The organism is Paenarthrobacter sp. RAF54_2 (assembly GCF_052113945.1).
GTDB lineage: Bacteria > Actinomycetota > Actinomycetes > Actinomycetales > Micrococcaceae > Arthrobacter.
On the sequence record NZ_JBFRDV010000007.1, the window covers coordinates 1 to 22,806 of the forward strand.

At 62.7% G+C, this 22,806-nt stretch carries 19 protein-coding genes and 2 tRNA genes; 16 read left to right on the top strand and 5 right to left on the bottom strand.

Annotation, left to right across the window (positions count from 1 at the left end; translation table 11 throughout):
* The first annotated feature begins 346 nt into the window (after positions 1 to 346).
* Positions 347 to 1,117: a hypothetical protein gene (locus tag AB4Y87_RS08745; RefSeq protein ID WP_442003995.1), complete on the top strand. Its 771-nt coding sequence runs from the start codon at positions 347 to 349 to the stop codon at positions 1,115 to 1,117.
* A 216-nt stretch (positions 1,118 to 1,333) separates the two neighbouring features.
* Here AB4Y87_RS08745 and AB4Y87_RS08750 read toward each other — a convergent pair whose 3' ends face one another.
* On the bottom strand, positions 1,334 to 2,308 hold the full coding sequence (locus AB4Y87_RS08750) for a DNA-3-methyladenine glycosylase family protein (RefSeq protein ID WP_442003996.1): 975 nt from the start codon (positions 2,306 to 2,308) through the stop codon (positions 1,334 to 1,336).
* 132 nt (positions 2,309 to 2,440) lie between these two features.
* On the opposite strand from AB4Y87_RS08750, the gene AB4Y87_RS08755 reads away from it, so the two are divergent.
* The 6 genes from AB4Y87_RS08755 (at position 2,441) to AB4Y87_RS08780 (ending at position 8,869) form a co-directional block, all read left to right on the top strand.
* The gene (locus AB4Y87_RS08755) at positions 2,441 to 2,833 is read left to right on the top strand and encodes a VOC family protein (RefSeq protein WP_442003997.1); all 393 of its coding nucleotides are present in this window, start codon (positions 2,441 to 2,443) and stop codon (positions 2,831 to 2,833) included.
* 48 nt (positions 2,834 to 2,881) lie between these two features.
* Positions 2,882 to 4,267: a cystathionine beta-synthase gene (locus tag AB4Y87_RS08760; protein ID WP_442003998.1), complete on the top strand. Its 1,386-nt coding sequence runs from the start codon at positions 2,882 to 2,884 to the stop codon at positions 4,265 to 4,267.
* Between the two features lie 48 nt (positions 4,268 to 4,315).
* Positions 4,316 to 5,485: a cystathionine gamma-synthase gene (locus tag AB4Y87_RS08765; protein ID WP_442003999.1), complete on the top strand. Its 1,170-nt coding sequence runs from the start codon at positions 4,316 to 4,318 to the stop codon at positions 5,483 to 5,485.
* 4 nt (positions 5,486 to 5,489) lie between these two features.
* Positions 5,490 to 6,779 (top strand): glycosyltransferase 87 family protein, encoded by a 1,290-nt coding sequence (locus AB4Y87_RS08770; protein WP_442004000.1) that lies wholly within the window; start codon positions 5,490 to 5,492, stop codon positions 6,777 to 6,779.
* Positions 6,780 to 6,929: 150 nt separating this feature from the next.
* Complete coding sequence (locus AB4Y87_RS08775) at positions 6,930 to 7,454, top strand: winged helix-turn-helix transcriptional regulator (RefSeq protein ID WP_442004001.1); 525 nt, start codon at positions 6,930 to 6,932, stop codon at positions 7,452 to 7,454.
* A complete protein-coding gene (locus AB4Y87_RS08780) occupies positions 7,451 to 8,869 on the top strand; it encodes an MFS transporter (protein ID WP_442004002.1) in 1,419 nt (472 codons plus the stop codon). Before AB4Y87_RS08775 ends, AB4Y87_RS08780 begins: the two co-directional genes overlap by 4 nt.
* An 86-nt stretch (positions 8,870 to 8,955) precedes the next feature.
* On the opposite strand, the gene AB4Y87_RS08785 is transcribed toward AB4Y87_RS08780, so the two are convergent.
* Positions 8,956 to 10,140: an acyl-CoA dehydrogenase family protein gene (locus tag AB4Y87_RS08785; RefSeq protein ID WP_442004003.1), complete on the bottom strand. Its 1,185-nt coding sequence runs from the start codon at positions 10,138 to 10,140 to the stop codon at positions 8,956 to 8,958.
* A gap of 188 nt (positions 10,141 to 10,328) precedes the next feature.
* Here AB4Y87_RS08785 and AB4Y87_RS08790 point away from each other — a divergent pair, with 188 nt between their 5' ends.
* A complete protein-coding gene (locus AB4Y87_RS08790; RefSeq protein WP_442004004.1) occupies positions 10,329 to 11,669 on the top strand; it encodes a glycosyltransferase 87 family protein in 1,341 nt (446 codons plus the stop codon).
* A 35-nt stretch (positions 11,670 to 11,704) separates the two neighbouring features.
* Here the strand turns inward: AB4Y87_RS08790 and AB4Y87_RS08795 are convergent, their stop codons facing one another.
* From AB4Y87_RS08795 to AB4Y87_RS08805, 3 genes are read right to left on the bottom strand one after another with little or no spacing between them, the layout of a single operon-like run.
* Positions 11,705 to 13,243 carry an APC family permease gene (locus AB4Y87_RS08795; RefSeq protein ID WP_442004005.1) on the bottom strand — a complete coding sequence of 513 codons (1,539 nt, stop codon included), beginning with the start codon at positions 13,241 to 13,243 and terminating at the stop codon, positions 11,705 to 11,707.
* Positions 13,244 to 13,255: 12 nt separating this feature from the next.
* Positions 13,256 to 14,461 (bottom strand): glutathionylspermidine synthase family protein, encoded by a 1,206-nt coding sequence (locus AB4Y87_RS08800; RefSeq protein WP_442004006.1) that lies wholly within the window; start codon positions 14,459 to 14,461, stop codon positions 13,256 to 13,258.
* Between the two features lie 2 nt (positions 14,462 to 14,463).
* A complete protein-coding gene (locus tag AB4Y87_RS08805) occupies positions 14,464 to 15,273 on the bottom strand; it encodes a Tat pathway signal protein (RefSeq protein ID WP_442004007.1) in 810 nt (269 codons plus the stop codon).
* 151 nt (positions 15,274 to 15,424) lie between these two features.
* On the opposite strand from AB4Y87_RS08805, the gene AB4Y87_RS08810 reads away from it, so the two are divergent.
* From AB4Y87_RS08810 to AB4Y87_RS08845, 8 genes are all read left to right on the top strand, one after another.
* Positions 15,425 to 16,948 (top strand): sensor histidine kinase, encoded by a 1,524-nt coding sequence (locus AB4Y87_RS08810; protein WP_442004008.1) that lies wholly within the window; start codon positions 15,425 to 15,427, stop codon positions 16,946 to 16,948.
* Positions 16,945 to 17,619 carry a response regulator gene (locus tag AB4Y87_RS08815; protein ID WP_442004009.1) on the top strand — a complete coding sequence of 225 codons (675 nt, stop codon included), beginning with the start codon at positions 16,945 to 16,947 and terminating at the stop codon, positions 17,617 to 17,619. Before AB4Y87_RS08810 ends, AB4Y87_RS08815 begins: the two co-directional genes overlap by 4 nt.
* A gap of 30 nt (positions 17,620 to 17,649) precedes the next feature.
* Positions 17,650 to 18,306 carry an MOSC domain-containing protein gene (locus AB4Y87_RS08820; RefSeq protein ID WP_442004010.1) on the top strand — a complete coding sequence of 219 codons (657 nt, stop codon included), beginning with the start codon at positions 17,650 to 17,652 and terminating at the stop codon, positions 18,304 to 18,306.
* A gap of 451 nt (positions 18,307 to 18,757) precedes the next feature.
* Entirely contained in the window at positions 18,758 to 20,929 is a 2,172-nt protein-coding gene (locus AB4Y87_RS08825; protein ID WP_442004011.1) for a DEAD/DEAH box helicase, read from the top strand.
* A 241-nt stretch (positions 20,930 to 21,170) separates the two neighbouring features.
* Positions 21,171 to 21,662 (top strand): LysM peptidoglycan-binding domain-containing protein, encoded by a 492-nt coding sequence (locus tag AB4Y87_RS08830; protein ID WP_442004012.1) that lies wholly within the window; start codon positions 21,171 to 21,173, stop codon positions 21,660 to 21,662.
* Positions 21,663 to 21,780: 118 nt separating this feature from the next.
* A tRNA-Thr gene (locus tag AB4Y87_RS08835) sits at positions 21,781 to 21,852 on the top strand.
* Positions 21,853 to 21,913: 61 nt separating this feature from the next.
* A tRNA-Met gene (locus AB4Y87_RS08840) sits at positions 21,914 to 21,987 on the top strand.
* 84 nt (positions 21,988 to 22,071) lie between these two features.
* Positions 22,072 to 22,728: an SDR family oxidoreductase gene (locus tag AB4Y87_RS08845; RefSeq protein WP_442004013.1), complete on the top strand. Its 657-nt coding sequence runs from the start codon at positions 22,072 to 22,074 to the stop codon at positions 22,726 to 22,728.
* Positions 22,729 to 22,806 lie beyond the last annotated feature (78 nt).

Consider the following 22,806-nt stretch of genomic DNA (forward strand, 5'->3'; position numbering starts at 1 on the left):
ACTTCGGAACAACACTGTGACGAGTCACGCCCTAGCGGGCGGACAACCTTCTGATCAAGTTACCGAGGTGGGCCGGGCGGTACCGGCCGCCCCACCCCTCGGATGGACAGATCCCACTCCAGGACACCCTTGCGGGGCCAGTCACTTACYGAGTCACATCCAAGGGGCAGCACGGCCAATACCCACTCTGCCAGCCAGTCCCAGACCAGCCACAACAATCCTCACAGTCACTTATGGCCCATGTTGACGCCTCTAAAGGGCCATAAGTGACCCCGCGTTGCCTTGTCAGAAGGTGGACCTGTGGATAACTCAATTTCCTAGGCCTCCAGCCGACAGACTGGAGTGCATGGTTCGTATCAATCCTTTGCCGGACGGGCTCGACGCTCGGCCCTTCACCGTCTATGAGTCCCGCGCCTTGGGCGTCGCGACCAAACGCCTGAGAGCCAAGGACCTGGCCGACGGCGGTCGGCTGATTTATCTGCCAACGGGACGTGAGATTGCATTGCTGGAACGGGCCAGGGTTCTGGCCGCCGCAACACCGGGCGCCTGGGTTTCGCATGAGACTGCTGCCCTTTTGACCGGGCTGGGGCTTCCGCCTTGGATGGGCAACGAGGAGACAATCCATCTCAGCAAGCCACATCAACTGCCGCGCGTTCGCCGGACCGGAATAATAGGTCACAGAGTTCGGGTTTTCCCTGGCGAGGTTGTGAATTATCAGGGAGTCCCGGTCTCCGTTCGCCCCCGGACCTGGTTGGACCTAGCCGCGGAATTGCCTCTTCCCTATGTCATTGCGATGGGCGATCAGCTGATCCGTCGCCCTCGACCAGCCTTTGAATCACGGTCCGAACCCTATGCTTACCCCTCGGGGCTTCGCCTTTTGATCCGACAACACCCCAACCTCCAAGGGGTGGAAAAGGCCCGCCTGGCGCTGGACGAAATGAGGGTGGGCGCAGATTCGTATCCAGAAACATTCCTGCGTTTGGCCATGCGGATTCCGGCCTTCCGGAACCGGAACTACAGCTGCAGTTGGACCTTCTGGATCCGATATCACCCAGGGCCGACCTCGGGTACCGGCGGTTTCGCATCGCAGTACAATACGACGGCGCCCATCACCTGACGCGTGAACAGCAGTCCAGGGATAACCGCCGCGACGAGGCATTCCTCAGCGCGGGCTGGTCCTATTTCAAGGTCAATGCAGACGACCTTGCCGAAGGTTTCGCCGGAGTGATCTCCAGGATCAAGAATGCGAAGCTCCGCGCAATGTAGGGCAACGCGGGGTCACTTATGGCCCTTTGGGGAAGCAAACATGGGCCACAAGTGACCCCGCGTTGCTTTAGTGGGCGCGGTGGTCCTGGACCGTCATCCTTGGCCCGAAAGTCGGTTTGCGGAAGCCGCTCAGGTAAAGCATGCGGACCAGCCGCTGCCTTTGTCCCCGCCAAGGTTCCAGCAACTCCAGCATGCCGGCGTCGTCAATCTTCCGTCCCAGCAACGCATAGCCCACATAAGACGCCAGATGGTAGTCGCCCACGGAAATCGAATCCGGGCAGCCGTGGGTCCGTTGGACCACTTCGGCAGCAGTCCAACCGCCGATGCCGGGAATGGTCTGCAGTTTGGCTCCGGCACGCGCTGGGTCCAGGCCAGCCAAACGTTCAAGCGCGACGGCGGATTGCAGCGCCCGCATCACTGTCGTCGAGCGTTGTGGCCCGACTCCCGCCTTATGCCACTCCCAGGATGGAACGGCCAACCACTGCCGTGCAGTCGGAGGTACAAGGAGTCCTGCCGGAGCCACACTGCCGGGGGCTTTGGTTCCAAAGCGGTACATCAAGTACCGGTAGCCACGCCTTGCCTCCAAGGTGGTGACCTTTTGCTCCAAAATGGTGGGCACAAGGGAGTCAACCACCCGCCCGGTGGAGGGTAGCCGCAGTGCCAGGTTCCGGCGTCGTGCTTCAGTGACCAAGCGCGGGAGCGTTGCATGGAAGCCGGGTTCGTCAAACGCGGACCAGTCGTCGTCCGCGCCGAGGAGGCGGGGAACGCCGACGATGGCGTCCTCCGCCCCGGACCCCCAGGCCTGGGCGTCAACGAACGTATCCTCGCCCACTCCACCCGCCGAGAGCCGCAGGGTCACAGACCCCGAAGAAGTGGTGAAGGCCATCCAGAAACCGTTGGGATGGGCCGCGAAAGAGGGGTCGGCATTGCCCCGCATCAGGGGAAACATGGTTTGGTCGAGCCTGTAGGAGGCGCCGGGGTGCCATCGTAAGGAAGCGTCTGCCGCGGCCGCAACAAGGGGCGGGGCGTCTGCGATGGTCATGTTTTCATGGTCCCACGGCTGGCTGACAATTCACTCCTGCAAGCCTCTTACGGCGGCTGCTTCACGGGTCTAGACTCCCTGATGTGGCGCGGGTGGGCCGCGTCCGAACCCCAAAATCCAGGAGCGCAAACCATGGCCGGAATAGTGCATTTTGAGATTCCCACGGATGACAACGAGAGGGCCAACACTTTTTACCAAAGTGCTTTCGGCTGGAATCTCAGCCCTATGCAGGAGATGGATTATACGATCGCCATCACTACTCCGTCCGATGAACAGACCGGCAGGCCCAGCGAACCCGGAGCCATCAACGGCGCACTGTTCCCCCGAACTGAAAATCTGAAAAATCCCGTCCTCACCATAGACGTCGACGATGTAGACGCCGCGCTCAGCCAGGTGGAATCCGCTGGCGGTTCCATCGTTCAAGGTAAGGATGCCGTCCCCGGAATGGGCTGGTATGCCTACTTCAAGGACACCGAGGGCAACATCCTGGGCCTCTGGCAAACCGACTCCTCTGCCGGGAAGTGATGCGCGGCAGGTGAGGGCACGCCTCGGGCAGGCGGTAACTTTGTACCTATGAAGTACGCCCAGTCCGTGTTGGACCTCATCGGCAATACGCCGCTCATCAAGCTCAACCACGTAACGGACGGGATCAAAGCCACCGTCCTGGTCAAGCTCGAGTACGTCAATCCCGGCGGATCCATCAAGGACCGCATCGCCGTGAAGATGATCGAGGAAGCGGAAAAGGACGGGCGGCTGCAGCCAGGCGGAACCATCGTTGAACCGACGTCGGGGAACACCGGCGTCGGCTTGGCGCTCGTTGCGCAGCAAAAGGGCTACAAGTGCATTTTTGTAGTGCCGGACAAAGTGGGCGAGGATAAACGCGCTGTCTTGGCAGCGTATGGTGCCGAAGTTGTCGTGACGCCTACAGCTGTTGCCCCCGACAGCCCGCAAAGCTATTACAGCGTCTCCGATCGCCTCGTCAAAGAAATTCCCGGCGCCTTCAAGCCGGACCAGTTCTCCAATCCAGCAGCTCCAGGCAGCCACTTCGAGTCAACGGGCCCGGAGATCTGGCGCGATACTGACGGCAGGGTGACGCACGTGGTCATCGGAGCGGGAACGGGCGGCACCATCACCGGCACGGGCCGCTTCCTGAAGGAAGTCTCGGCAGACAGGCCAGGGTCCGACGGCGGCCGGGTCAAGATCATCGGCGCAGACCCCGAAGGTTCTGTGTACTCAGGCGGCACCGGACGTCCTTACTTCGTGGAGGGCGTTGGCGAGGACATGTGGCCCGCCAATTACGACAAAACCGTGCCGGACCAGGTGGTTGCAGTCTCCGATGCCGATTCATTCGCCATGACCCGCCGCTTGGCACGCGAGGAGGGCCTCCTGGTGGGCGGCTCCTCCGGCATGGCGGTGGTCGCTGCACTTCAGGCCGCCAAGGATCTGGACGAGTCCGCAGTAGTTGTGGTGATCCTCCCGGATTCGGGCCGTGGCTATCTTGCCAAGATCTTCAACGATCAATGGATGCGCTCCTACGGCTTCCTTTCCGGCGGCGAGGAGTCCTCCGTCGGCGAGGTGCTGAAGTCCAAGACAGGCGAGATGCCGGACCTGGTCCACATCCACCCGAACGAGACTGTCCGAGACGTCATCAACATCATGAACGAGTTCGGCGTCTCACACATCCCGGTCCTCTCGCAGGAACCACCCGTAGTCATGGGCGAGGTCCTGGGCGCAGTCGATGAGCGCAGCCTCACCACCAAGCTGTTCCGCGGCGAAGCCAAACTCACGGACAAGATCGCCGAACACATGGGGGAGCGCCTGCCCGTTATCGGATCCCTGGAGACCATTTCCGCGGCGCGCGAGCTTTTGTCCGACGTCGATACTGTGATGGTCACGTTCGTTGGGGCGCCCGTGGGCATCCTGACCCGCCACGACCTCCTGGCCTACCTGAGCAACTGAGCGCCACGCGCCCACTTCCAACCGTTGAACACTGAAAGAGGAGCTTCCATGTCCGTCAACAACAACGCCGGGTTCAACACGAGGGCCGTCCACGCCGGTCAGGCCTTCGAACCCCGGACAGGCGCTGTGGTGCCGCCTCTGCACTTCAGCTCAACCTACGCCCAGGACGGAATTGGCGGCCTGCGTTCAGGCTACGAGTACGGCCGCGGCGGCAACCCCACGCGTGACTCCCTGCAGGAGCAGCTGGCAGCCCTTGAGGGTGGTTCGGCCGCGTTCTCGTTCGGCTCTGGCCTTGCTGCAGAAGACTCGCTGATCCGCGCTGTGGCGCGTCCCGGGGACCACATTGTCCTGGGCAACGACGCCTACGGTGGCACGTACCGCCTCATCAACCGCGTGCTCGGCGACTGGGGCATCGGAAACACTCCCGTTGACCTGTCCGATCTCGATGCTGTGGCACGTGCCGTTGGAGCGAACAAGACGCGCATGGTGTGGGTGGAAACCCCGTCCAACCCCATGATGAAGATCACTGACATCGCGGCGCTCGCCGCAGTAGCGCACGACGCCGGTGCCCTCCTGGTGGTGGACAACACCTTCGCGTCTCCCTACTTGCAGACCCCGCTGGACCTGGGGGCCGACGTCGTGATCCACTCCACTACCAAGTACATTGGGGGCCACTCGGACGTGGTGGGCGGCGCGATCGTGGTCAACGACGCCGAGCTCGCCGAGAAGATCGGTTTCATCCAGTTCGCCGTTGGTGCTGTTTCCGGGCCGATGGATGCTTTCCTCACCACGCGAGGCCTCAAGACCCTGGGCGTGCGCATGGACCGGCACAGCGAGAACGGCCAGGCTGTCGCCGAATGGTTGCTGCAGCGCCCCGAAGTTGAAGCCGTGCTGTACCCGGGCCTCCCGGACCACCCCGGCCACGAACTCGCGGCGAAGCAGATGAAGAAGTTCGGCGGCATGGTCTCTGTCCAGTTCAAGGGCGGTGAGGCAGCGGCCCGTACAGTTGCCGAATCCACTTCGATTTTCACCTTGGCCGAATCGCTGGGTGGAATCGAGTCCCTCATGAACTACCCCTCGGAGATGACGCACGCTTCCGTCAAGGGGACAGAACTGGCCGTTCCCGTGAACCTCTTGCGCCTCTCTTGTGGCATCGAGGAATCCGAGGATCTGATCGCGGACCTTGAACAGGCCTTCGCCAAGATCAGCAACGGCTGACACTGTGGCTTCTTCTTCACTCACGGTTGTTTCGGCTGCCCAGCGCGGCTGGATCCTGACCGTCGCAGGCGTGCTGACGCTCGCCGTCGCCGTTTGGTTCCTCTACACGGACTACCAGCCGTTCCTGAACGACTTCGAGGTCTATTTCTACGGCGGCGGCAAGGTTCTCCAAGGCGGGGACCTGTATGCCGTGCGCGACGGCCTTCCTTTTACTTACCCGCCTTTCGCGGCCTTGCTCTTTGCCGGCCTGGCAGCAATGGGTTTCTTTGCCAGCAGCATGGTCTTCATCATCGCCGCCTTGGCAGGTGCCGCAGTGGTGGCTGCCTGGTTGGCACGCCATTATTTCGGCCTGAAGACATGGCGTTCAGCATTCGCCGACTATCGTTTCAGGACCACTGCTTTAGTGGGAACAGGAGCCATCCTGCTCCTGGGCCCATGGCGGGATACGTTCGTTTTCGGCCAGATCAACATCATCCTGATGGGCGTGATCCTGGCGGACTTCGCGCTCTTCGGTAAGGCGCGGGCTGGCCTCATCCGGTGGCCCGCAGGACTCTTGATCGGCCTGGCTGCCGGTGTGAAGCTCACGCCGCTGGCGTTCGGCCTGTATTTCCTGGTCCGCCGCGACTTCAAGGCGCTGGCATGGATGGCCGCTGGATTCTTCGGATCCATCGCGATCGCGTGGGCCATCCTGCCGCAAGCATCCCTGGCATTCTGGACCCAGATCCTCCCCGATACCGGGCGCATCGGCGGCCCGGCCTACGTGGACAACTTGTCCGTCAAGGGGCTGCTCCTGCATTTCGGCATGCCGGATTCCTCCCTCACCAGCGTGGTGTGGTTGGTTCTTTCCCTGGCACTCGCGGCGCTTGCAGCAAAAATCATTAAGTGGGCCGTGGACGTGGATGAAAACTTCGTCGCGGTCTCGGCCACAGCCATCCTGATGCTCCTGGTCAGCCCCGTTTCTTGGTCCCACCACTGGGTCTGGGTGGCGGTAGCCCTGCCCAGCATGGCTTTTGCGATGCATCGGGTGCCGTCCCGCAGCGGGCGGATGCGCACGGCGGGATGGATCATCGTGGCCTGTTCCACGGTTGCCTTCTACATGACGCCAAAGAACCTTGCCGTCTGGGCAGGCGCCGCCGAGTGGGGGAAGGATCCCCAGACGCAATGGCAGCTGATGGTGTCAAGCCTGGGTGTGGTGTGCGGAATCGCCCTGCTGGTCTACTGGGCCCTGGCTTACCGGCCTTCGCGCACGGGCCTCGTTGCTGCCGAGATGCGCGCCGGGCGGGTGGCTTCCTGACCTCCTTTGCCGCGGAGGTCCGGGGGAAATCAACCAAAATAGGGTGCTTCCGGGCAGTCCAAACTCCAAAGAGGGTCAGGAAGCAAAGGCGTCCGCTAAGGCGCCACACATAATCTAGCTTTCTTTAGAAAAGTCAGGTACTTTGTCCACATGCCTTTGCGATCTGACTGGTCCGCCCGCACGTGCAGCCTGGCGCGGGGCCTCGACGTCCTCGGCGATCCATGGGGAAGCTTGGTCCTGCGCGAGATTTTCTTTGGAAACGGCCGTTTCGAAGCCATCAAGGAGCGACTGGAAGTCGCGGACAACGTTCTCAGCAAACGTCTGGCATGGCTGCTCGAGGACGGGCTCTTGACGCAACGCCCTTATCAGGATGGTGCCCGGACGCGCCAGGAATACGTGCTCACCCCCAAGGGCGAGGACGCTCTTCCGGTCCTCAACGCCATCATCATTTGGGCAGAGAAACATTTGGACGCCCCCAGCGAGGTCTCTCATATGAAGGTCGTTCACACTGACTGCGGACAAATCACGGCGTCGGCAGACACGTGCACCCATTGTGGCGTCCACCTGACAGCTGCCAACACGAGCTGGCACAGCTTCACACGCAGTGACCATCCGCTGCCCCTGGCCATAGCACCCGTACCAACAACTTCCCCCGAAACGGAGATCTCCGCATGACCGCTCCCGATGTCACCGGAACTCCGATAAGCAATGCAGCCGTCCCAACCGGCAAGCAATCCGGCAAGCAACCCGGCAAGGGACCCAGCCGCAGACTGCACCCGGCCTGGATTGTGGCCGCCGTAGCTTTCCTCGCCCTGGTTGGGGCCGCCGGCTTCAGGGCCGCGCCTGGAGTGCTGATGGTTCCGCTACAACAGGAATTCGGCTGGTCCACCACAGTCTTGTCCTTGGCGGTGAGCATCAACCTCGTCTTGTTCGGGCTGACGGCACCCTTCGCCGCCGCCTTAATGGAACGCTTCGGCATACGCAAAGTCACCTCGCTCGCGCTTTGCCTGATCGGTCTGGGCTCAGCGCTAACGGTGTTCGTCAACCAGTCCTGGCAGATCCTGCTCACCTGGGGCGTGCTGATTGGCCTGGGAACGGGATCCATGGCCCTCGTCTTCGCAGCGACCATCGCCAACACGTGGTTCGCCAAGAGCCGTGGCCTGGTGATCGGCATCCTGACCGCCGGCAGCGCCGCCGGCCAACTTGTCTTCCTGCCCTTCATCGCCGCCCTTGCCCAGAACCCGGGCTGGCGGGGCGCGTCCCTGCTCATCGCCGCCGGTGCGCTCGCGGTGGTACCGCTGGTCTTGCGGTGGCTGCGGAACTCACCCGCCGACGTCGGGGTGTTGCCTTATGGCGCGGAAGCACCCGCGGCCAGTACCGCCGGTTCAAAGACCACGACGCCGGGCGCTGCAGTTCCGCCGCCCCCGACGGCTTCCGTAACAGCCAAGCCGGATTCGGCGAACGCGGCTGTCCGGGCGTTGCAGGTCCTCAAACGTGCCAGCAAAGTCCGTACGTTTTGGGCGTTGGCGGCGGGCTTCGCCATCTGCGGCGCCACGACCAATGGGCTCATCGGCACCCACTTCATTCCCTCAGCTCATGATCACGGCATGCCGGAAACCACAGCGGCGGGCTTGCTGGCCGTCGTCGGGATCTTCGACATCGTGGGGACTATCGCCTCCGGGTGGCTGACGGACCGCTTCAACCCCAAGGTTCTGTTGGCGGTGTACTACCAGTTCCGGGGGATCGGTCTTCTGGTGCTGCCGCTGCTGTTGGGCTCGTCCGTGGAACCGAGCATGATCATCTTCGTCGTGGTCTACGGCCTGGACTGGGTAGCTACGGTGCCCCCGACGGCAGCCATCTGCCGCTCGGTATTCGGCGCCGATGGCTCAGTGGTTTTCGGCTGGGTGTTCGCGGCCCATCAGCTCGGAGCGGCGGCCGCCGCACTGGCTGCCGGGTTCATCCGCGATGCCACCGGACACTACAACTACGCCTGGATGGGCGCAGCAGCCATGTGCACGGTAGCTGCAGTGATCAGTGCAACCATCCGCAAGGATTCAGCGAAGAAGCAACCCGCCACAGTTTCCGCCTGACCCAGCCCTGCCCCCTCACCCAACTACGTAGCAGTTGAGCGCGTTTTGAGCCGTCAGAACGCGCTTAACTGCGACCTACTTGGTGCTCAGCCCCGGAACGCGCCGATCCCCGTGATGTGCTGCCCGAGGATCAGGGTGTGAACCTCGTCGGTGCCCTCGTACGTGCGCACTGATTCGAGGTTGTTGGCGTGCCGCAGCGGCGAATAGTCCAGGGTGACGCCGTTGCCGCCCAGGATGGTGCGGGCCTCCCGGGCGATTTTGATGGCCTCCCGGACATTGTTGAGCTTGCCCATGGAGATCTGCTGGGGCTGAAGATGCCCGGTGTCTTTCAGGCGGCCAAGGTGCAGGGCGAGCATGGTGCCCTTTTGGATCTCGAGGAGCATGTTCACCAGCTTCTCTTGGGTCAGTTGGTATCCAGCGAGTGGTCGCCCGAACTGGAGCCGGCTACCGGCGTATTCCAGCGCGGCCTCATAGGAGTCGCGAGCTGCGCCCATGGCTCCCCACGCGATGCCGTACCGGGCCTCGTTCAGGCAGGAGAACGGCCCACGAAGTCCGATGGCACCCGGGAGGATCGCCTCCGGACCCAGCCGTACGTCGTCGAACTTTATGTCGCACTGGATTGATGCGCGCATGGAGAGCTTCGGCTCGATCGGCGTGGCCGTGACACCCGGCGTGCCCGCCGGTACCAGGAAACCGCGGATGCCCGCCGCGTTATCCTCCGTTTGGGCCCACACCACCATGACGTCGGAAATTGAGGCGAGTCCGATCCAGCGTTTGGCGCCGTTGAGGACCCAGCCGTCGGACGTCTCACGAGCGAAAGTGGTCATCGACGACGGGTCCGAACCCGCCGTCGGCTCCGTCAACGCAAAGCAGCCGATCAGTTCGCCGGCGGCCATTCGTGGCAGCCACTGTTCTTTCTGCTCCTCCGAGCCCCACTTGTGAATGGCCGTCATGGCGAGCGAGCCCTGCACCGAGACAAAGGTGCGGATGCCGGAATCGCCGGCCTCCAGCTCCATGGCTGCCAAGCCATATTCGACGGCGGTCCGGCCGGGGCAGCCGTAGCCCTCCAGATGCATTCCCAGGACGCCGAGCTCGCCCAACTCGGGCGCGATCTCCTGCGGGAAAACCGCGTCCTCATACCAGCGCGCGATGTTCGGCCGGATCCGCTGGGCTGTGTAATCCCGAACCTTCTCGCGCAGAGCCAGTTCTTCGCTGGTCAAGAGGGAATCGAGGGCCAGCACATCCGAGGTGTTCGTCGTTGAATCGCTCATTCCAGCATCCTAAGCGGCTGGATGCCCGCACGAGGCAGACACCCCGCGCCCCTCGGCCGCGTCAGGCGCAACCGGCAGCTGGGACGGGCGCAACCGTCAGCCGGATCGGCGCCGCCGGGCGTTAAGTAGTATGTATTCGGGGACCACTGGGATCCCACTGCACAAAGAATATATTGGGGGATAAAGACATGGCACTGCCCGGCGTCGATTTACAGGCTAAGGCGGATGCCGGGAGGTCTGCATCCACCACTTCACGCGCATTGCATTGGCTCCCGTGGGCGCTCTTGATTTGGCCCGTGTGGCTGATGCTTGCCGAGTGGAGTAAGCAGGGCCTGGACTTCAGTGTGTACTGGTTCGGCGGAAGCATCCTCAACGACGCCGGCGCCTCGCCCTCGGACCTGTACGGCCCAAGCGTTGCCGCAGCAGGGGGACCGGAACTTCCCTTTACCTATCCGCCGTTCGCAGCGCTCATCTTCGGGYTGTTGGCACTCTGGCCGCAACCCGCCGCGCTCATGCTGTTCAACGTGGCCGGAGTAGCGATTGCCGCCTGGGTTGCTGCCACCATCGTGAAGTACTGGGCCTCCAAGCACGACTGGCGCACTGCGTTGTCATCCGGCCGCAGCCGCTGGATTGCCGGGGCCCTGGTCCTGGCTGTCCTGTTCCTCGGTCCATGGCGTGAGACGTTGGCGTTCGGCCAGATCAACATCCTGCTCATGGGCTTGATGGCTGTGGACTTGCTTGGCCCCGCAGGTCGTCGGGGCGTCCGTGGCAGCGGCTTCCTGGTGGGCATAGCGGCCGGTATCAAGCTGACACCCCTTGTCTTTGGCCTGTACTTCCTGATGCGCAAGGATTGGCGTGGACTGGCCAACATGTCCATTGGTTTCGCCGGCACCGTCCTCCTGGCATGGGTGGTTCGGCCCGCCGAGTCCCTGCAGTTCTGGCTTGAAATACTCCCTGACACGTCCCGGATCGGCGGCGCCGGCTACGTGGACAACCTCTCGATCAAGGGCGCATTGCTGCACTTTGGTGTGCCGCAGGATTCAGTAACCGTTCCCTGGATCGCGCTCAGCCTCGCCACAGTTGTGCTGGCGGCCTTCCTGATCCGCGCGGCAAGCTCGCAGGGAGCCCGCGTCATTGCAATGTCGACGACGGCACTCACCATGTTGCTCATCAGCCCGGTCTCGTGGTCCCACCATTGGGTCTGGATGGCTGTGGTCCTGCCGGCATTCGCCTGGACCATCAAGGAAACTCCTGGCCGGTACAGGGCGCAGAGAATTGTGATGACCGCTGTGCTGGCACTTTCCACGCTGGTCTTCTTCTATTCGCCAAAGACCATCGGCACGGCGCTGGGTGCCGCAGACCTGAACGTCCAGACGCCAGGGCTCTGGATCATGGCATCCAGTGCAGGGGTGTTCTGCGCCGTGGCGATCCTGGTCTGCTGGCTCATCGCGCTGCGGCGTGACGCTGTCCAGATCGAGGTCCCGGACATTCCCACCCGGCTGCGCCAGTGGACCGCAGCGCGACGCTAGGCGCACTCGCCGCTTACGCGCCGTGCACCCGCCGTTTACTCGCCGCGCACCAGCCCGGCGTCGGCGCGCTCCCCAGTGAAGAAGCCACGCGTGGCAGGTGCGAAACGGCAGACGATGGCCAGCACCACGCCCAGGAGCAGAAGCAGGACCCCGCTGACAAAGGCTCCGCCGATTCCAAAGATCTGGGTGTCTCCATACTCCGGATCCCACATTTGCACCGCCGAAATGAAGAACGCCACCGTCAGCGACACCGCCCCCAGGAAGGGCAGGATGCCGCGGAACCACAGGTTGCGGGCAGAATCCCGAAGCGTTGAGCGGAAGAACCATACGCACGAGAAACCGGTCAGGGCGTAGTAGAACGCGATGAACAGGCTGATGGCACTGATGGAGTCCGCCAGAAGGTCCTCGCTGAGGAAGCTCATGGCCACGTAGTACACCACGGCAGCCACGCCCATGACCTGGGTTGAGAAACCCGGCGTCTGGAACCGTTCGTGGACCTTGCCAAAACGCGCCGGCAGGGCACCATGCACGCCCATGGACAGCGTTCCGCGGGCTGTAGGGAGGATGGTGGTCTGCGTTGAGGACAGCACGGATGCCAGGACGGCCACCACGATCAGCCAACCCCACGGGCCCAGCACTACATCCTTCATGGCCAGGAAGACGTCATCCTGGTTTGCTTCATTGCCCAGGCCGATGCCTTCGGTCCCGACGCTCGCGTACATCATCACCAGCAGGGCCACGGAAACGTAGATTGCCACCAGGACGAATGCAGAGATGACGGCACCCCGGCCTGGAGTCTTCGCAGGGTTTTCGGTCTCTTCGTTCAGGGCCAGGCAGGTGTCCCAGCCCCAGTAGATGAACAGGGCCAGCAGGACCCCGTGAACCACTGCGCTGGGATCGGCGAAGGCACCCGCGGGGTTGAACCACTCAAGGTCGAAAGCCTGGATGGAGCTGTCGCCGCCGGGGGTAGCAGACGCGATCCCAACAATAATGGCCACCGCAAAAATGCCCAGTGAGATGTACTGGATGTAGGTCAGGGTCCGCTGGACGTGCTCGCCCAGCCGAATGCCGCGGTGATTCACGTAGGTCATGAACGCGATGAACAGGACCCCGGTGGCGGTAACCAGCCAGGTGTTGTCGGCCAGGGAACCGTCGCCGATCAGCAACCACAGATACTTCCCGGCAATTTGGGCCAGGTTGGCGAGGACTACGATGCCGGCCAGTGCCACGCCCCAGCCGCCAAGCCAGGCCGCCCACGGACCAAAGGCCTTTCGTGCCCAGAAGAACGTGGTGCCGCAGTCCGGGAGCGCGCTGTTCAATTCGCGGAATGCATAGGCGATGAAGAGCACTGGAATGAAGGCAAGAACCAGGATCAGGGGAGTGTAGTTGCCGTTGACGGCAACAATGAGCCCCAGCGTAGCGGCGAGCGAATACACAGGCGCGGTGGATGCCAAACCCAGCATGACGGAGTCGCCAAGGTCCAGGATTCCTGCATGGAGGCCTTTGGAAGGTACGACGGCGGTACGGTCGCCGCCCGCTGAACCGCCGTCCGGCGTCGAGGTTTCAGTGCTCATGGTTTTCAGTGCTCACAGTGCAGCTCCATAGGAAGTAGTTGTGGGCGCGGCAGGCGCCGGGGCGTCGATGGTGTTGGGGACAAAGCGGCAGAAATAGTCCGTGATGGGGCCATCAGATTCACGGATGCCGCAGCCCACGGACTCGCCGTCCACCACCCAGAGACCAAGTACCGGGTGGTTTCCATCAAAGTCGGGTAGAGCGTGGTACTGCTGGAAGCACCACCCTTCACGGCCATAGCCGCCGGGTTGCTGCAGCTCGATGCCGGGGGCATGGATGCGGATGTTGTCGCCCTCGCGGCCATGAAGAGGCTTGGCCACCCATTCCTTGAGCGGGCCAGGATCGCCAAGGTAGGCCGGCAGGAGGTTCTCGTGGCCCGGGTAGAGGTGCCATAGCGCAGCAAGCAGGGCTTTATTGGAGAGCAGCATCTTCCAGGCGGGCTCCACCCATCGAGGATTGTGGGCCCGCGTCAGCAGCCGATGCCCGAAAGGTTCCTTCATCATCAGTTCCCACGGGTACAGCTTGAACATGGTGCTGATCATGAAATTGTCCAGGTCCACAAAGCGGTTCAGGTTCGGGTCCCAACCGATGTCCGACATATTGATGCCGATAGTCGTCCACCCGCCCTGGCTCGCCACATCGCGCATGTAGGCGGCAGTCATCCAGTCTTCACCGGATTCTTCGGCCTCCGAATGAGCCACATGCAGCGTGCTCATCCCCGTGCGGAACTGCAGCTTTTTCCATTGCCGGATCAGCGCCTCATGGATTCCGTTCCACTGGTCCTTTTCCGGGAACACATCCTGCAACCAGAACCACTGCGCAACGGAAGCTTCAATGAGTCCTGTGGGCGTATCGGCGTTATACTCCAGCATCTTCGCCGGCCCGCCCTTGCCGTCATAGATGAAGTCGAAGCGACCGTAGATATCCATGTCCCCGGCCTGCAACGATTCGCCGGCGAGCTCCAGCGCCTGTTGCCCGATTCCAATATCGCCCATGGCCCCGGTGGCGAGGTACTTTGCTGCCTCAAGACACATGAGGTGCATGTCCTCGGCAGTCTTCTCGAGCGTCTCCACCTCGTCCATGGTGAATTCGTAGTACGCCGACTCGTTCCAGTACTCGATTTTGCGGCCATCGGGCATGGTGGTGGTCGAAAAGACCAGGCCCTGTTCTTCGATCTTCTTTTTCCAGTCCGGCCTGGGCTCGGAGGGCAAACGCTGCACGCCTAGCCTCCCGAGCTTCCGCCGCTTTTGGAGCTGCTGCCAAAGCCGCCACGGCTGACTGTGCCGCCCTTGGTGCTGTAACCCGTGGAGGTCTTGGCGCCCTGCGGAACCGTCTTGGAGTAGCTCGGCGGGTAGGAGTTGCGGTTTTGTCCCACAGCAGGCACGGTGGCTCCCCGCGAGTAGAAGTACCAGGCGTAGATGGCCGACCCGCGGCCATCCGAGCTGCTGTTGTTGCACTGGGTATCGTCCACGCGCTCGCCGGTTTCATCGTTGAAACAGACCTGCGCGTAGTCAGCCTCTTGTTCGCTGCTGGCAACTACTGCGGTGATAGTTCCGGCAAGAAGGGCCGTAACACCCAAACCCACGACGACGGTGCGGCGCCTGGAACGCTTCTTCCGCGCCTCGGCCTGGGCTGATTCGCGTTCACGTTCCTTGGCGAAGGGGTCAATGATAGGCAGCGGCTCGCCGGGCCCGCGCTTGGATGCGCCGGGCTTGGAAGAGCCCTGCCTGGAAGAACCGGGCTTGGAGGAACCTGGTTCCTGTCCGCTCGGCTTCTGTCCGCTCAGCTTCTGTCCGCCAGGTGGATTGTCCCTGTCATTGGCTGGAGGGATCAGCTCAGGATGGAGCTCGGGTTTGGGCACCTGCCACGGTGGCGGCTTGGGCGGATTCTTGCCCGCGTCCGGGCCCTGGCCGCCCCCGCCAGCAGCGCCCCCGGCAGCGCCGCCCCCCGACGCGCCACTGCCTGACGCGCCGTTGCCTGAAGCGTCATTTCCTGAAGCACCGCTGCCAGCGGTGCCTTCGTTCGGGTCCATGTATATCCCCCTGGATAGACCGTTGGATTGTCCGGCGCCATGCCGGACCAGATGCTGACTGCAAGCCTAGTCCTTGAGCGGACCGCGGGCACTGGTGGCACAGAAGGGTGGGCACAACTGCCCACCCTGCCAACCGTGGAAGGATGTAGCCATGCCAGCTCCTGAAGCACAAAGCAGCGACTCCAACGACGTTCTGCTGCGTCTTCCTGCGGTTCGGGGCATCGGCCGTGGACGGGTTATCACGGGCCTTGCCCTTGCCCTGCTGTTGCCGCCCGGCGTCGAAGTCCTGGTCACTGTTCTGGGCTTCCGCAACTTCGCCATGATCATGCTCCTTCAGCTGGCAGCGGCCGTGGCCGTTGCCGCAATCGGAGGTCTGTGGCCCGCCGTGGTCGCGGCGGTGCTGGGCAGTTTCCTGTTGAACTACTTGTCCGCCGAACCCGTGGGTTCCCTGTCCATCGCTGATCCAACCACTCTGTTCACGCTGGTCGTCTTCCTGGCGGTGGCTTGCGGCGTGGCGCTCGCGGTGGGGCTGGCGAGCCGCAGGGCCCAGGAAGCTGCGAGGTCCGAGGCCGAGGCCACGGCCCTGAGCGAGTTGGCCCTGCGCATCCTCAGCTCGGACGGCAGCCTTGAATCCTTCCTTGAGAAAGTCCGCGGAAATCTCGGCATGGAGGCTGTGACACTCTTGGGCTCCCCGGCCCCGGACAGCGTCTCGGTGCCTGGCGCGCCGCCGCAGTGGCGGGTTCTTGCGAGCGCCGGCCCCAATCCGCCCGTGACCCATGCCGCCGCGGACCATGCCGCCGTCGTCGATCCCCACTACACATTGTTGTTGCGTGGTGGTGCGCTATCTTCCCAACACCAGCGGCTGCTTGCGGCCTTTGGAGCGTTTGTGGTGGCTGTGCGTGAGCGGCAGCAACTGGTCAAGAGCCGGCGTGACAACCTTCGCCTGGCCGAGGGAAACAAGATGCGGACGTCCATCCTTCGTGCTGTTTCGCATGATTTGAGGACGCCGTTGGCTGGAATCAAACTGGCTGTGAGCAGCCTGCGGCAGGAAGAGGTCCAGTTCCCTCCGGACGTGGAGAAGGAGTTGTTGGAGACGATCGAGAATTATGCTGACCGCCTGGACCATTTGGTGGACAACCTGCTGGATATGTCCCGGATTACCGCCGACGCCGTGAACCCGTTGCTAGCGGGCACCACCTGGACCGAAATATTGCCCGAAGCACTTCGCGGGATCCCGAAGGGTCGAATACGCAGCGAGCTGCAACCCAACCTGCCGCCGGTAACAGCCGACTCAGGCATGTTGGAGAGCGTGGTGGCGAACATCGTTGAAAACGCGGTGAAGTACGCACCTGGTTCGGACGTCATCCTGACTGCACGTGCCGGGGCAGGGATCACAGTGGGGGACAAGCCTGCCAGTGAACTGAGGATTGTGGACCACGGCAGCGGGGTGGGACACAACGAAGTGCTTGAGATGTTCCAACCCTTCCAGCGGCTTGGCGATTCACCCGCCCGGGCAAGCGGCGCCGGCGGCGGAATTGGGTTGGGACTGGCGGTTGCCAAGGGTTTCACGGAAGCCATGGGCGGCACGCTCGTCGCGGAGCCGACGCCAGGTGGCGGCTTGACCATGGTGGTTACGTTGCCGCTGTGGACCGGTTATGGGGGAGGCAGGGCATGACCCGTGTGCTGATAGTTGAGGACGAAGTCCAGATTGCGCGGGCAATGCAGATCACCTTGCAAGCCCATGGGTACCAGGCAATGACCGTTGGAAACGGCGCCGATGCCTTGAACGCCGTGGCGCAACAAAGCGTCAACATTGTTGTGTTGGACCTTGGATTGCCGGATATGGACGGGGTGGAGATCATCCGCCGCATCCGTGGGTGGAGCAGCATGCCCATCATCGTGTTGTCTGCCCGGCATGCCTCGGAGGACAAGGTGGAAGCGCTCGACGCCGGTGCGGACGACTACGTGACCAAGCCCTTCGGACTGGATGAGCTGCTTGCGCGGCTTCGGGTTGCCTCGCGACGGGTCCTCACTGATCGCGAGGAACCTACCCTTGCGACGTCGGACTTCATGGTGGATCTGGCGGGCAAGAAGATCGTGAAGGACGGGTCAGAGGTGCGGCTGACCCCCACCGAGTGGAACATCCTGGAGTTGTTGGTCCGGAACAAGGGAAAGTTGGTGAGCCAGCAGCAGATCCTGACCCAGGTCTGGGGGCAGGCCTATGCGAAGGAGACGCAATATCTGCGGGTCTATATTGCCCAGTTGCGGCGAAAGCTGGAGCGGGACCCGGCCGCGCCGCGGCATCTGCACACTGAAGCGGGAATGGGTTACCGGTTCGATCCTTAAATCCGGCTTCCCGTCCGTAAACTGTTGTCCATGAACACCGCATCCCTTCTCGCTGTCTGCCGTGTCCACCAGTTGTTGCCTGACCCGGAAGGAAGCGTTGGCGTCACCGCGATCGATAAGCGTCCTGTGGAAGGCCCCGTCAAGATCCACAAGCTCGGCGTCCATGGCGACGTCCAAGCCAACAGGTTCGATCACGGCGGTGAAGACCAGGCCCTGTATGCCTATTCCCAGGCAGACGCCGATTACTGGTCAGCCGCACTGGATCGTGAGCTTCCAGCCGGCGTCTTCGGGGAGAACCTGCGGGTGGACGGAATCGAGACCACGGGAGCCGTCATTGGTGAACGTTGGAAGATCGGGCTGGATGTGGAAGTGGAAGTAACGTCACCGCGCGTCCCGTGCGCCACCTTCCAGCGCTTGTTGGACGAGCCGCAATGGGTGAAGCGCTTCACGCAGGCCGGGCGGGTAGGAACTTACCTGCGTGTGATCAAGACGGGGACGGTCTCCGCGGGAGACCATATTCACCGACTGTTCGTACCGAAGCACGGCATTACTGTTGGCCAATGGTTTAGCGAACCCACGCCGGAGATGGTGCAAACCTTGCTCGATGCCGAGGCGGACGGGGAGGTCCGGCTTCAGGACGAATACCACGAGAAGTTCGAGAAAGTCCTGAGGCGGAACGGGTTGTAAGCCTTCTTGAACGGGCTTGAGGTCTGCCGTGAGGGGCGCCCTGAGGGGCCCTTGTGGGCTGCCTTGTAGTGCCGACGAGTCCGGGTGTGCTCAAGCTCACCCGTCTTCATCAGGACTCAACTCGCGGTGAGGCCCCTCTGTGCCCTACACTTGAAATATCCCCCACTCCGGAAATCCCTTTATCCTGCCCAATTCTTGAGGCAGGACTGGTAAGTGTTGGGGCCCGCAAATGTGTGCGGGCATTTTCATAGGGAGAGCCGGCTAAAGAAAACGCTGTACAGACTGCTGGGATAGCAGCCAAGAGATGCAGCGGGAAGTCCTGCCATGGGATTGCGATAGCGCCGGACTTCTTGCGAAAGCAGGGCACCTTTGCCTGGCTCTTCGCGACGAGTAATGCGGCCAAGCCCAACCGGGCCGCGCCGACTGCCCTATGGATGAGGAATTTCCCCCTATGACCGAAAATCTCAACGAAAACTTCGACGCCCAGAACGCTGAGTCTGCTGACGTAGCAGAGACCGCCGCTGAAGGCACCGTAGTAGAAGCACCGGCTACCGCCGCTGCCCCCGTCGAGAACGCTGCACCCGAGTCTGCAGCCCCCGCCTTCACCGAAGCTCCTGCCCCCAAGGCAGAAGACGAGGAAGAAGAAGGCGTCCGCTTCGTCGATCTTGGCATCGATGGCCGCGTTCTGGCCGCACTGCAGGATGTCGGCTACGAAAAGCCGTCCCCCATCCAGGCAGCTACCATCCCGCTGCTCCTCGAAGGCCGCGACGTCGTCGGCCTGGCCCAGACCGGTACCGGCAAGACCGCAGCCTTCGCTGTTCCTGCGCTGTCCCGCCTGGCTGAGCTGCACGACCTCAACGGCCCGTCCCGCAAGACCCAGGCATTGGTCCTGGCGCCGACGCGTGAACTCGCCCTCCAGGTTGCTGAAGCGTTCACTTCCTACGCCAAGCACATTGACGATTTCACTGTGCTCCCGGTTTACGGTGGCTCCGCTTATGGTCCCCAGCTGGCGGGCCTGCGCCGCGGTGCACAGGTTGTTGTCGGTACCCCCGGCCGTGTGATCGACCACATTGCCAAGGGCTCCCTGGACCTCTCCGAACTCCAGTATTTGGTGCTGGACGAAGCTGACGAAATGCTGCGCATGGGCTTCGCCGATGACGTAGAGCAGATCTTCCAGCAGACTCCGGAAACCCGCCAGGTTGCGCTGTTCTCTGCCACCATGCCGGGCCAGATCCGCCGCATGTCCAAGCAGTACTTGAACAACCCTGCTGAAATCTCGGTGAAGTCCAAGACCACCACCGGTGCCAACACCAAGCAGCGTTACCTTCAGGTCATGGGCCCGCACAAGCTGGACGCCCTGACCCGCATCCTGGAAGTTGAAGAGTTCGACGGCGTTATCGCCTTCGTGCGCACCAAGATGGCAACCGAGGATCTGGCTGACAAGCTGAAGGCCCGCGGTTTCCAGGCTGCCGCCATCAATGGCGACATCCCGCAGCAGCAGCGTGAACGTACTGTTGACGCGCTGAAGGAAGGCCGCATCGACATCCTGGTTGCTACCGACGTCGCAGCCCGTGGTCTTGACGTTGAGCGCATCAGCCACGTCATCAACTACGACATCCCCCACGACACCGAGTCCTACGTCCACCGCATCGGCCGCACCGGCCGTGCAGGCCGTTCCGGTGACGCGATCCTGTTCATGACACCGCGGGAGAAGTACCTGCTGCGTTCCATCGAGAAGGCCACGCGCCAGCCGGTGGAGCAGATGCACCTGCCCACAGCCGAGACCGTGAACACGCTGCGCCTGGGCAAGTTCGCCGAGCGCATCACCGAGACCCTTGAGTCCGAGGATGTTGCAGCATTCCGCGATCTCATCTCCTCTTACGAGGAAGAGCACAACGTCCCGGCCTCGGAGATCGCTGCTGCGCTCGCCGTCATGGCCCAGGGCGGACAGCCGCTGCTGGTCAAGGAACTGCCTGCAGCTCCTGAGTACCAGAAGCGCGAACGCTCCAAGGACGGCTTCGGCTCCCGTGGCCCGACCCGTGCACTCACCGAGGGCAACGCCACCTACCGGATCGCCGTCGGACGCCGTCAGCGCGTCATGCCGGGCTCCATCGTGGGTGCCATTGCCAACGAAGGTGGCATCTCTTCCGCCCAGATCGGTGGCATCGACATCCGCTCGGACCACTCCCTGGTGGAACTCCCGGCTGACCTGAGCCCCGAGCAGCTGCGCGCACTGTCCCGCACCCGCATTGGTGGCGAACTGATCAACCTCGAGCTGGACAACGGACGCAAGCCCAGCGGCGACCGTGGCAGCTACTCCGGTGGTGGCGCCGGAGGCCGTGGTGGCTATGGCGACCGCGAAAACCGTGGTGGCGGCAACTTCAAGGGCAGCGGTGGGTTCAAGAAGGACTTCCGCAAGTCCGAAGGTGGCGAGCGTTCCTCTGCTGACCGTGGCGGCCGCACGTACAGCGACCGCTCCGAGCGCACTGCAGGCAGCTTCGGCGATCGTGACCGTGGCCAGTCCAGCGGCTCCCGCTTCGGCGGACACGGCGACGGCGCCCGCAAGCCCCGCAGCGGTGGCGAAGGCGGACACCGCGACTTCAACCGCAAGGGCAAGTGGTAAACACTTTATTGGTGATCATCACTAAGTAGTTCCCGTCAGGKGGTCGGCTTTCGGGCCGGCCCCTTGTGGCGTTTAATCCCGTCAATTCCCGCTCTTGTTCGGCATTCCCTCCGTTCAAGGGCGGGTGGGACGAACAAGGGCGGGTTCCATGCCAGGGGGAGCCGCCGTACGATCAAAGTGCTACGAGTGGCGTAGCTGCGAAGAGCCTGACGGTCGCACGCTGAATGTAGGAGGGTTCCCCATGGGATTGCTCGACAATTTGAAGAAGAACCTGGGCCTTGGTGAGAAGGATCACCCAAGCGCCCCCGTTGATCCTGCGGACAAGTCCGCTGCCGATCGCTCCGCTGTGGACCAGGCCGCAGAGGATACTGCCGCCGTCGATGCTTCAGCGTCGAGCAAGGCCGCCGCAGAAGCCGCTGCAGCCCAAGCGGCTGAGCAGCAGGAGGCAGCCAACGCTGCAGGCGCTCAGATCGCCGAGCAGGCGGGCTTGGAGCCCGGAGCGCCAGAGGTCCAGCCACTGGCCCAACAGGCAGCCTCTGAGGCCGCTGCCGAGGCAGGGCAGCAGGGTCCAGTCGCCCCACGCGTCACGGAGGTTGTGGTGGAGCCCGGGGACACGATGAGCGGCATCGCTGCGCAGTTCGGGGTGGACCTCGGAGCCCTGATCGCAACCAATGCTGACACGGTGCCAAACCCGGATCTCATCTACCCCGGACAGGTCCTCCGTCTGCCCTGATTTGGGCGGTATTTGGATCAGGAAAGTGGCGTCTGCGCAAATTGTGTCGACGCCGTTTTTCCCCGGATTTTCGCCGATTTGTAGCTTCTGAAAACGTCCGGTAGAGTATTTACTCGTTGCCCCCCTAGCTCAGTGGTAGAGCGCGTTCTTGGTAAGAACGAGGTCACCGGATCGATTCCGGTGGGGGGCTCTGAATGAGGGCCTGTGTCAAGGCGGTTTTGACCGGCTTGACACAGGTTTTTCTCATTCGTGGCGGTGTAGCTCAGTTGGTTAGAGCGCACGACTCATAATCGTGAGGTCGGGAGATCGAGCCTCCCCACCGCTACAGGTCAAGACCCCGCAGATTTCGTCTGCGGGGTCTTTCATATCTCCGGCCGCGCCACCCTCCCATGTGGGACAGAATGGGTGCATGAGCCGAATCGCAATCATTGGCGGCCACGGCAAAGTGGCCCTTCATTTATCCCGGATTCTTAGTGGCGAAGGTCACGATGTCACGTCGTTCATTCGAAATCCCGATCATGTGGCAGAAGTCACGGAGACCGGTGCCACCGCGCAGGTGCTGGACGTGGAAAACTCGACGACGGCGGAACTCGCCCAGGCGCTGAAGGGCCACGACGCCGTGGTCTGGTCGGCCGGGGCCGGTGGGGGTAATCCGGCCAGGACCTATGCCGTGGACCGGGACGCCGCCATCCGATCCATGGACGCAGCCAAGGAAGCCGGCATCAAGCGTTACGTGATGGTTTCCTACATAGGCAGCGCAAAGGATCACGGCATCCCCGAGGACCACCCCTTCTTTCCCTACGCCGAGTCCAAGGCCGCCGCTGATGACTACCTGCGCAGTACCGGCCTGGACTGGACGGTGCTGGCACCCGGAACTTTGACGGAGGAGCCGGCATCAGGACTGATCGAAGTCAACCCGGCCAATCCTGGCAACGGCACCAGGACTTCCCGCGCGAACGTTGCCCTGGTGGCGGCCGCCGTCCTGGAACTTCCCGGCACTATCCACCGGACCGTCACTTTCAAGGATGGAACAGTTGACGTGGTGGATGCTTTGACCGCGGATTGACGCTGGCAAGGGATCCGTGCACCCCGGGATAGGTTGGTAGGTAGCTTCCGCGGCGTTGTCCGCAGGCGCGACGAACAA

Coding starts and splice junctions, on each gene's coding strand:
- AB4Y87_RS08745 (WP_442003995.1), top strand. CDS start 347: ATGGTTCGTATCAATCCTTTGCCGGACGGGCTCGACGCTCGGCCCTTC.
- AB4Y87_RS08760 (WP_442003998.1), top strand. CDS start 2,882: ATGAAGTACGCCCAGTCCGTGTTGGACCTCATCGGCAATACGCCGCTC.
- AB4Y87_RS08750 (WP_442003996.1), bottom strand. CDS start 2,308: ATGACCATCGCAGACGCCCCGCCCCTTGTTGCGGCCGCGGCAGACGCT.
- AB4Y87_RS08810 (WP_442004008.1), top strand. CDS start 15,425: ATGCCAGCTCCTGAAGCACAAAGCAGCGACTCCAACGACGTTCTGCTG.
- AB4Y87_RS08780 (WP_442004002.1), top strand. CDS start 7,451: ATGACCGCTCCCGATGTCACCGGAACTCCGATAAGCAATGCAGCCGTC.
- AB4Y87_RS08755 (WP_442003997.1), top strand. CDS start 2,441: ATGGCCGGAATAGTGCATTTTGAGATTCCCACGGATGACAACGAGAGG.
- AB4Y87_RS08805 (WP_442004007.1), bottom strand. CDS start 15,273: ATGGACCCGAACGAAGGCACCGCTGGCAGCGGTGCTTCAGGAAATGAC.
- AB4Y87_RS08825 (WP_442004011.1), top strand. CDS start 18,758: ATGACCGAAAATCTCAACGAAAACTTCGACGCCCAGAACGCTGAGTCT.
- AB4Y87_RS08785 (WP_442004003.1), bottom strand. CDS start 10,140: ATGAGCGATTCAACGACGAACACCTCGGATGTGCTGGCCCTCGATTCC.
- AB4Y87_RS08830 (WP_442004012.1), top strand. CDS start 21,171: ATGGGATTGCTCGACAATTTGAAGAAGAACCTGGGCCTTGGTGAGAAG.
- AB4Y87_RS08765 (WP_442003999.1), top strand. CDS start 4,316: ATGTCCGTCAACAACAACGCCGGGTTCAACACGAGGGCCGTCCACGCC.
- AB4Y87_RS08845 (WP_442004013.1), top strand. CDS start 22,072: ATGAGCCGAATCGCAATCATTGGCGGCCACGGCAAAGTGGCCCTTCAT.
- AB4Y87_RS08820 (WP_442004010.1), top strand. CDS start 17,650: ATGAACACCGCATCCCTTCTCGCTGTCTGCCGTGTCCACCAGTTGTTG.
- AB4Y87_RS08775 (WP_442004001.1), top strand. CDS start 6,930: ATGCCTTTGCGATCTGACTGGTCCGCCCGCACGTGCAGCCTGGCGCGG.
- AB4Y87_RS08815 (WP_442004009.1), top strand. CDS start 16,945: ATGACCCGTGTGCTGATAGTTGAGGACGAAGTCCAGATTGCGCGGGCA.
- AB4Y87_RS08795 (WP_442004005.1), bottom strand. CDS start 13,243: ATGAGCACTGAAACCTCGACGCCGGACGGCGGTTCAGCGGGCGGCGAC.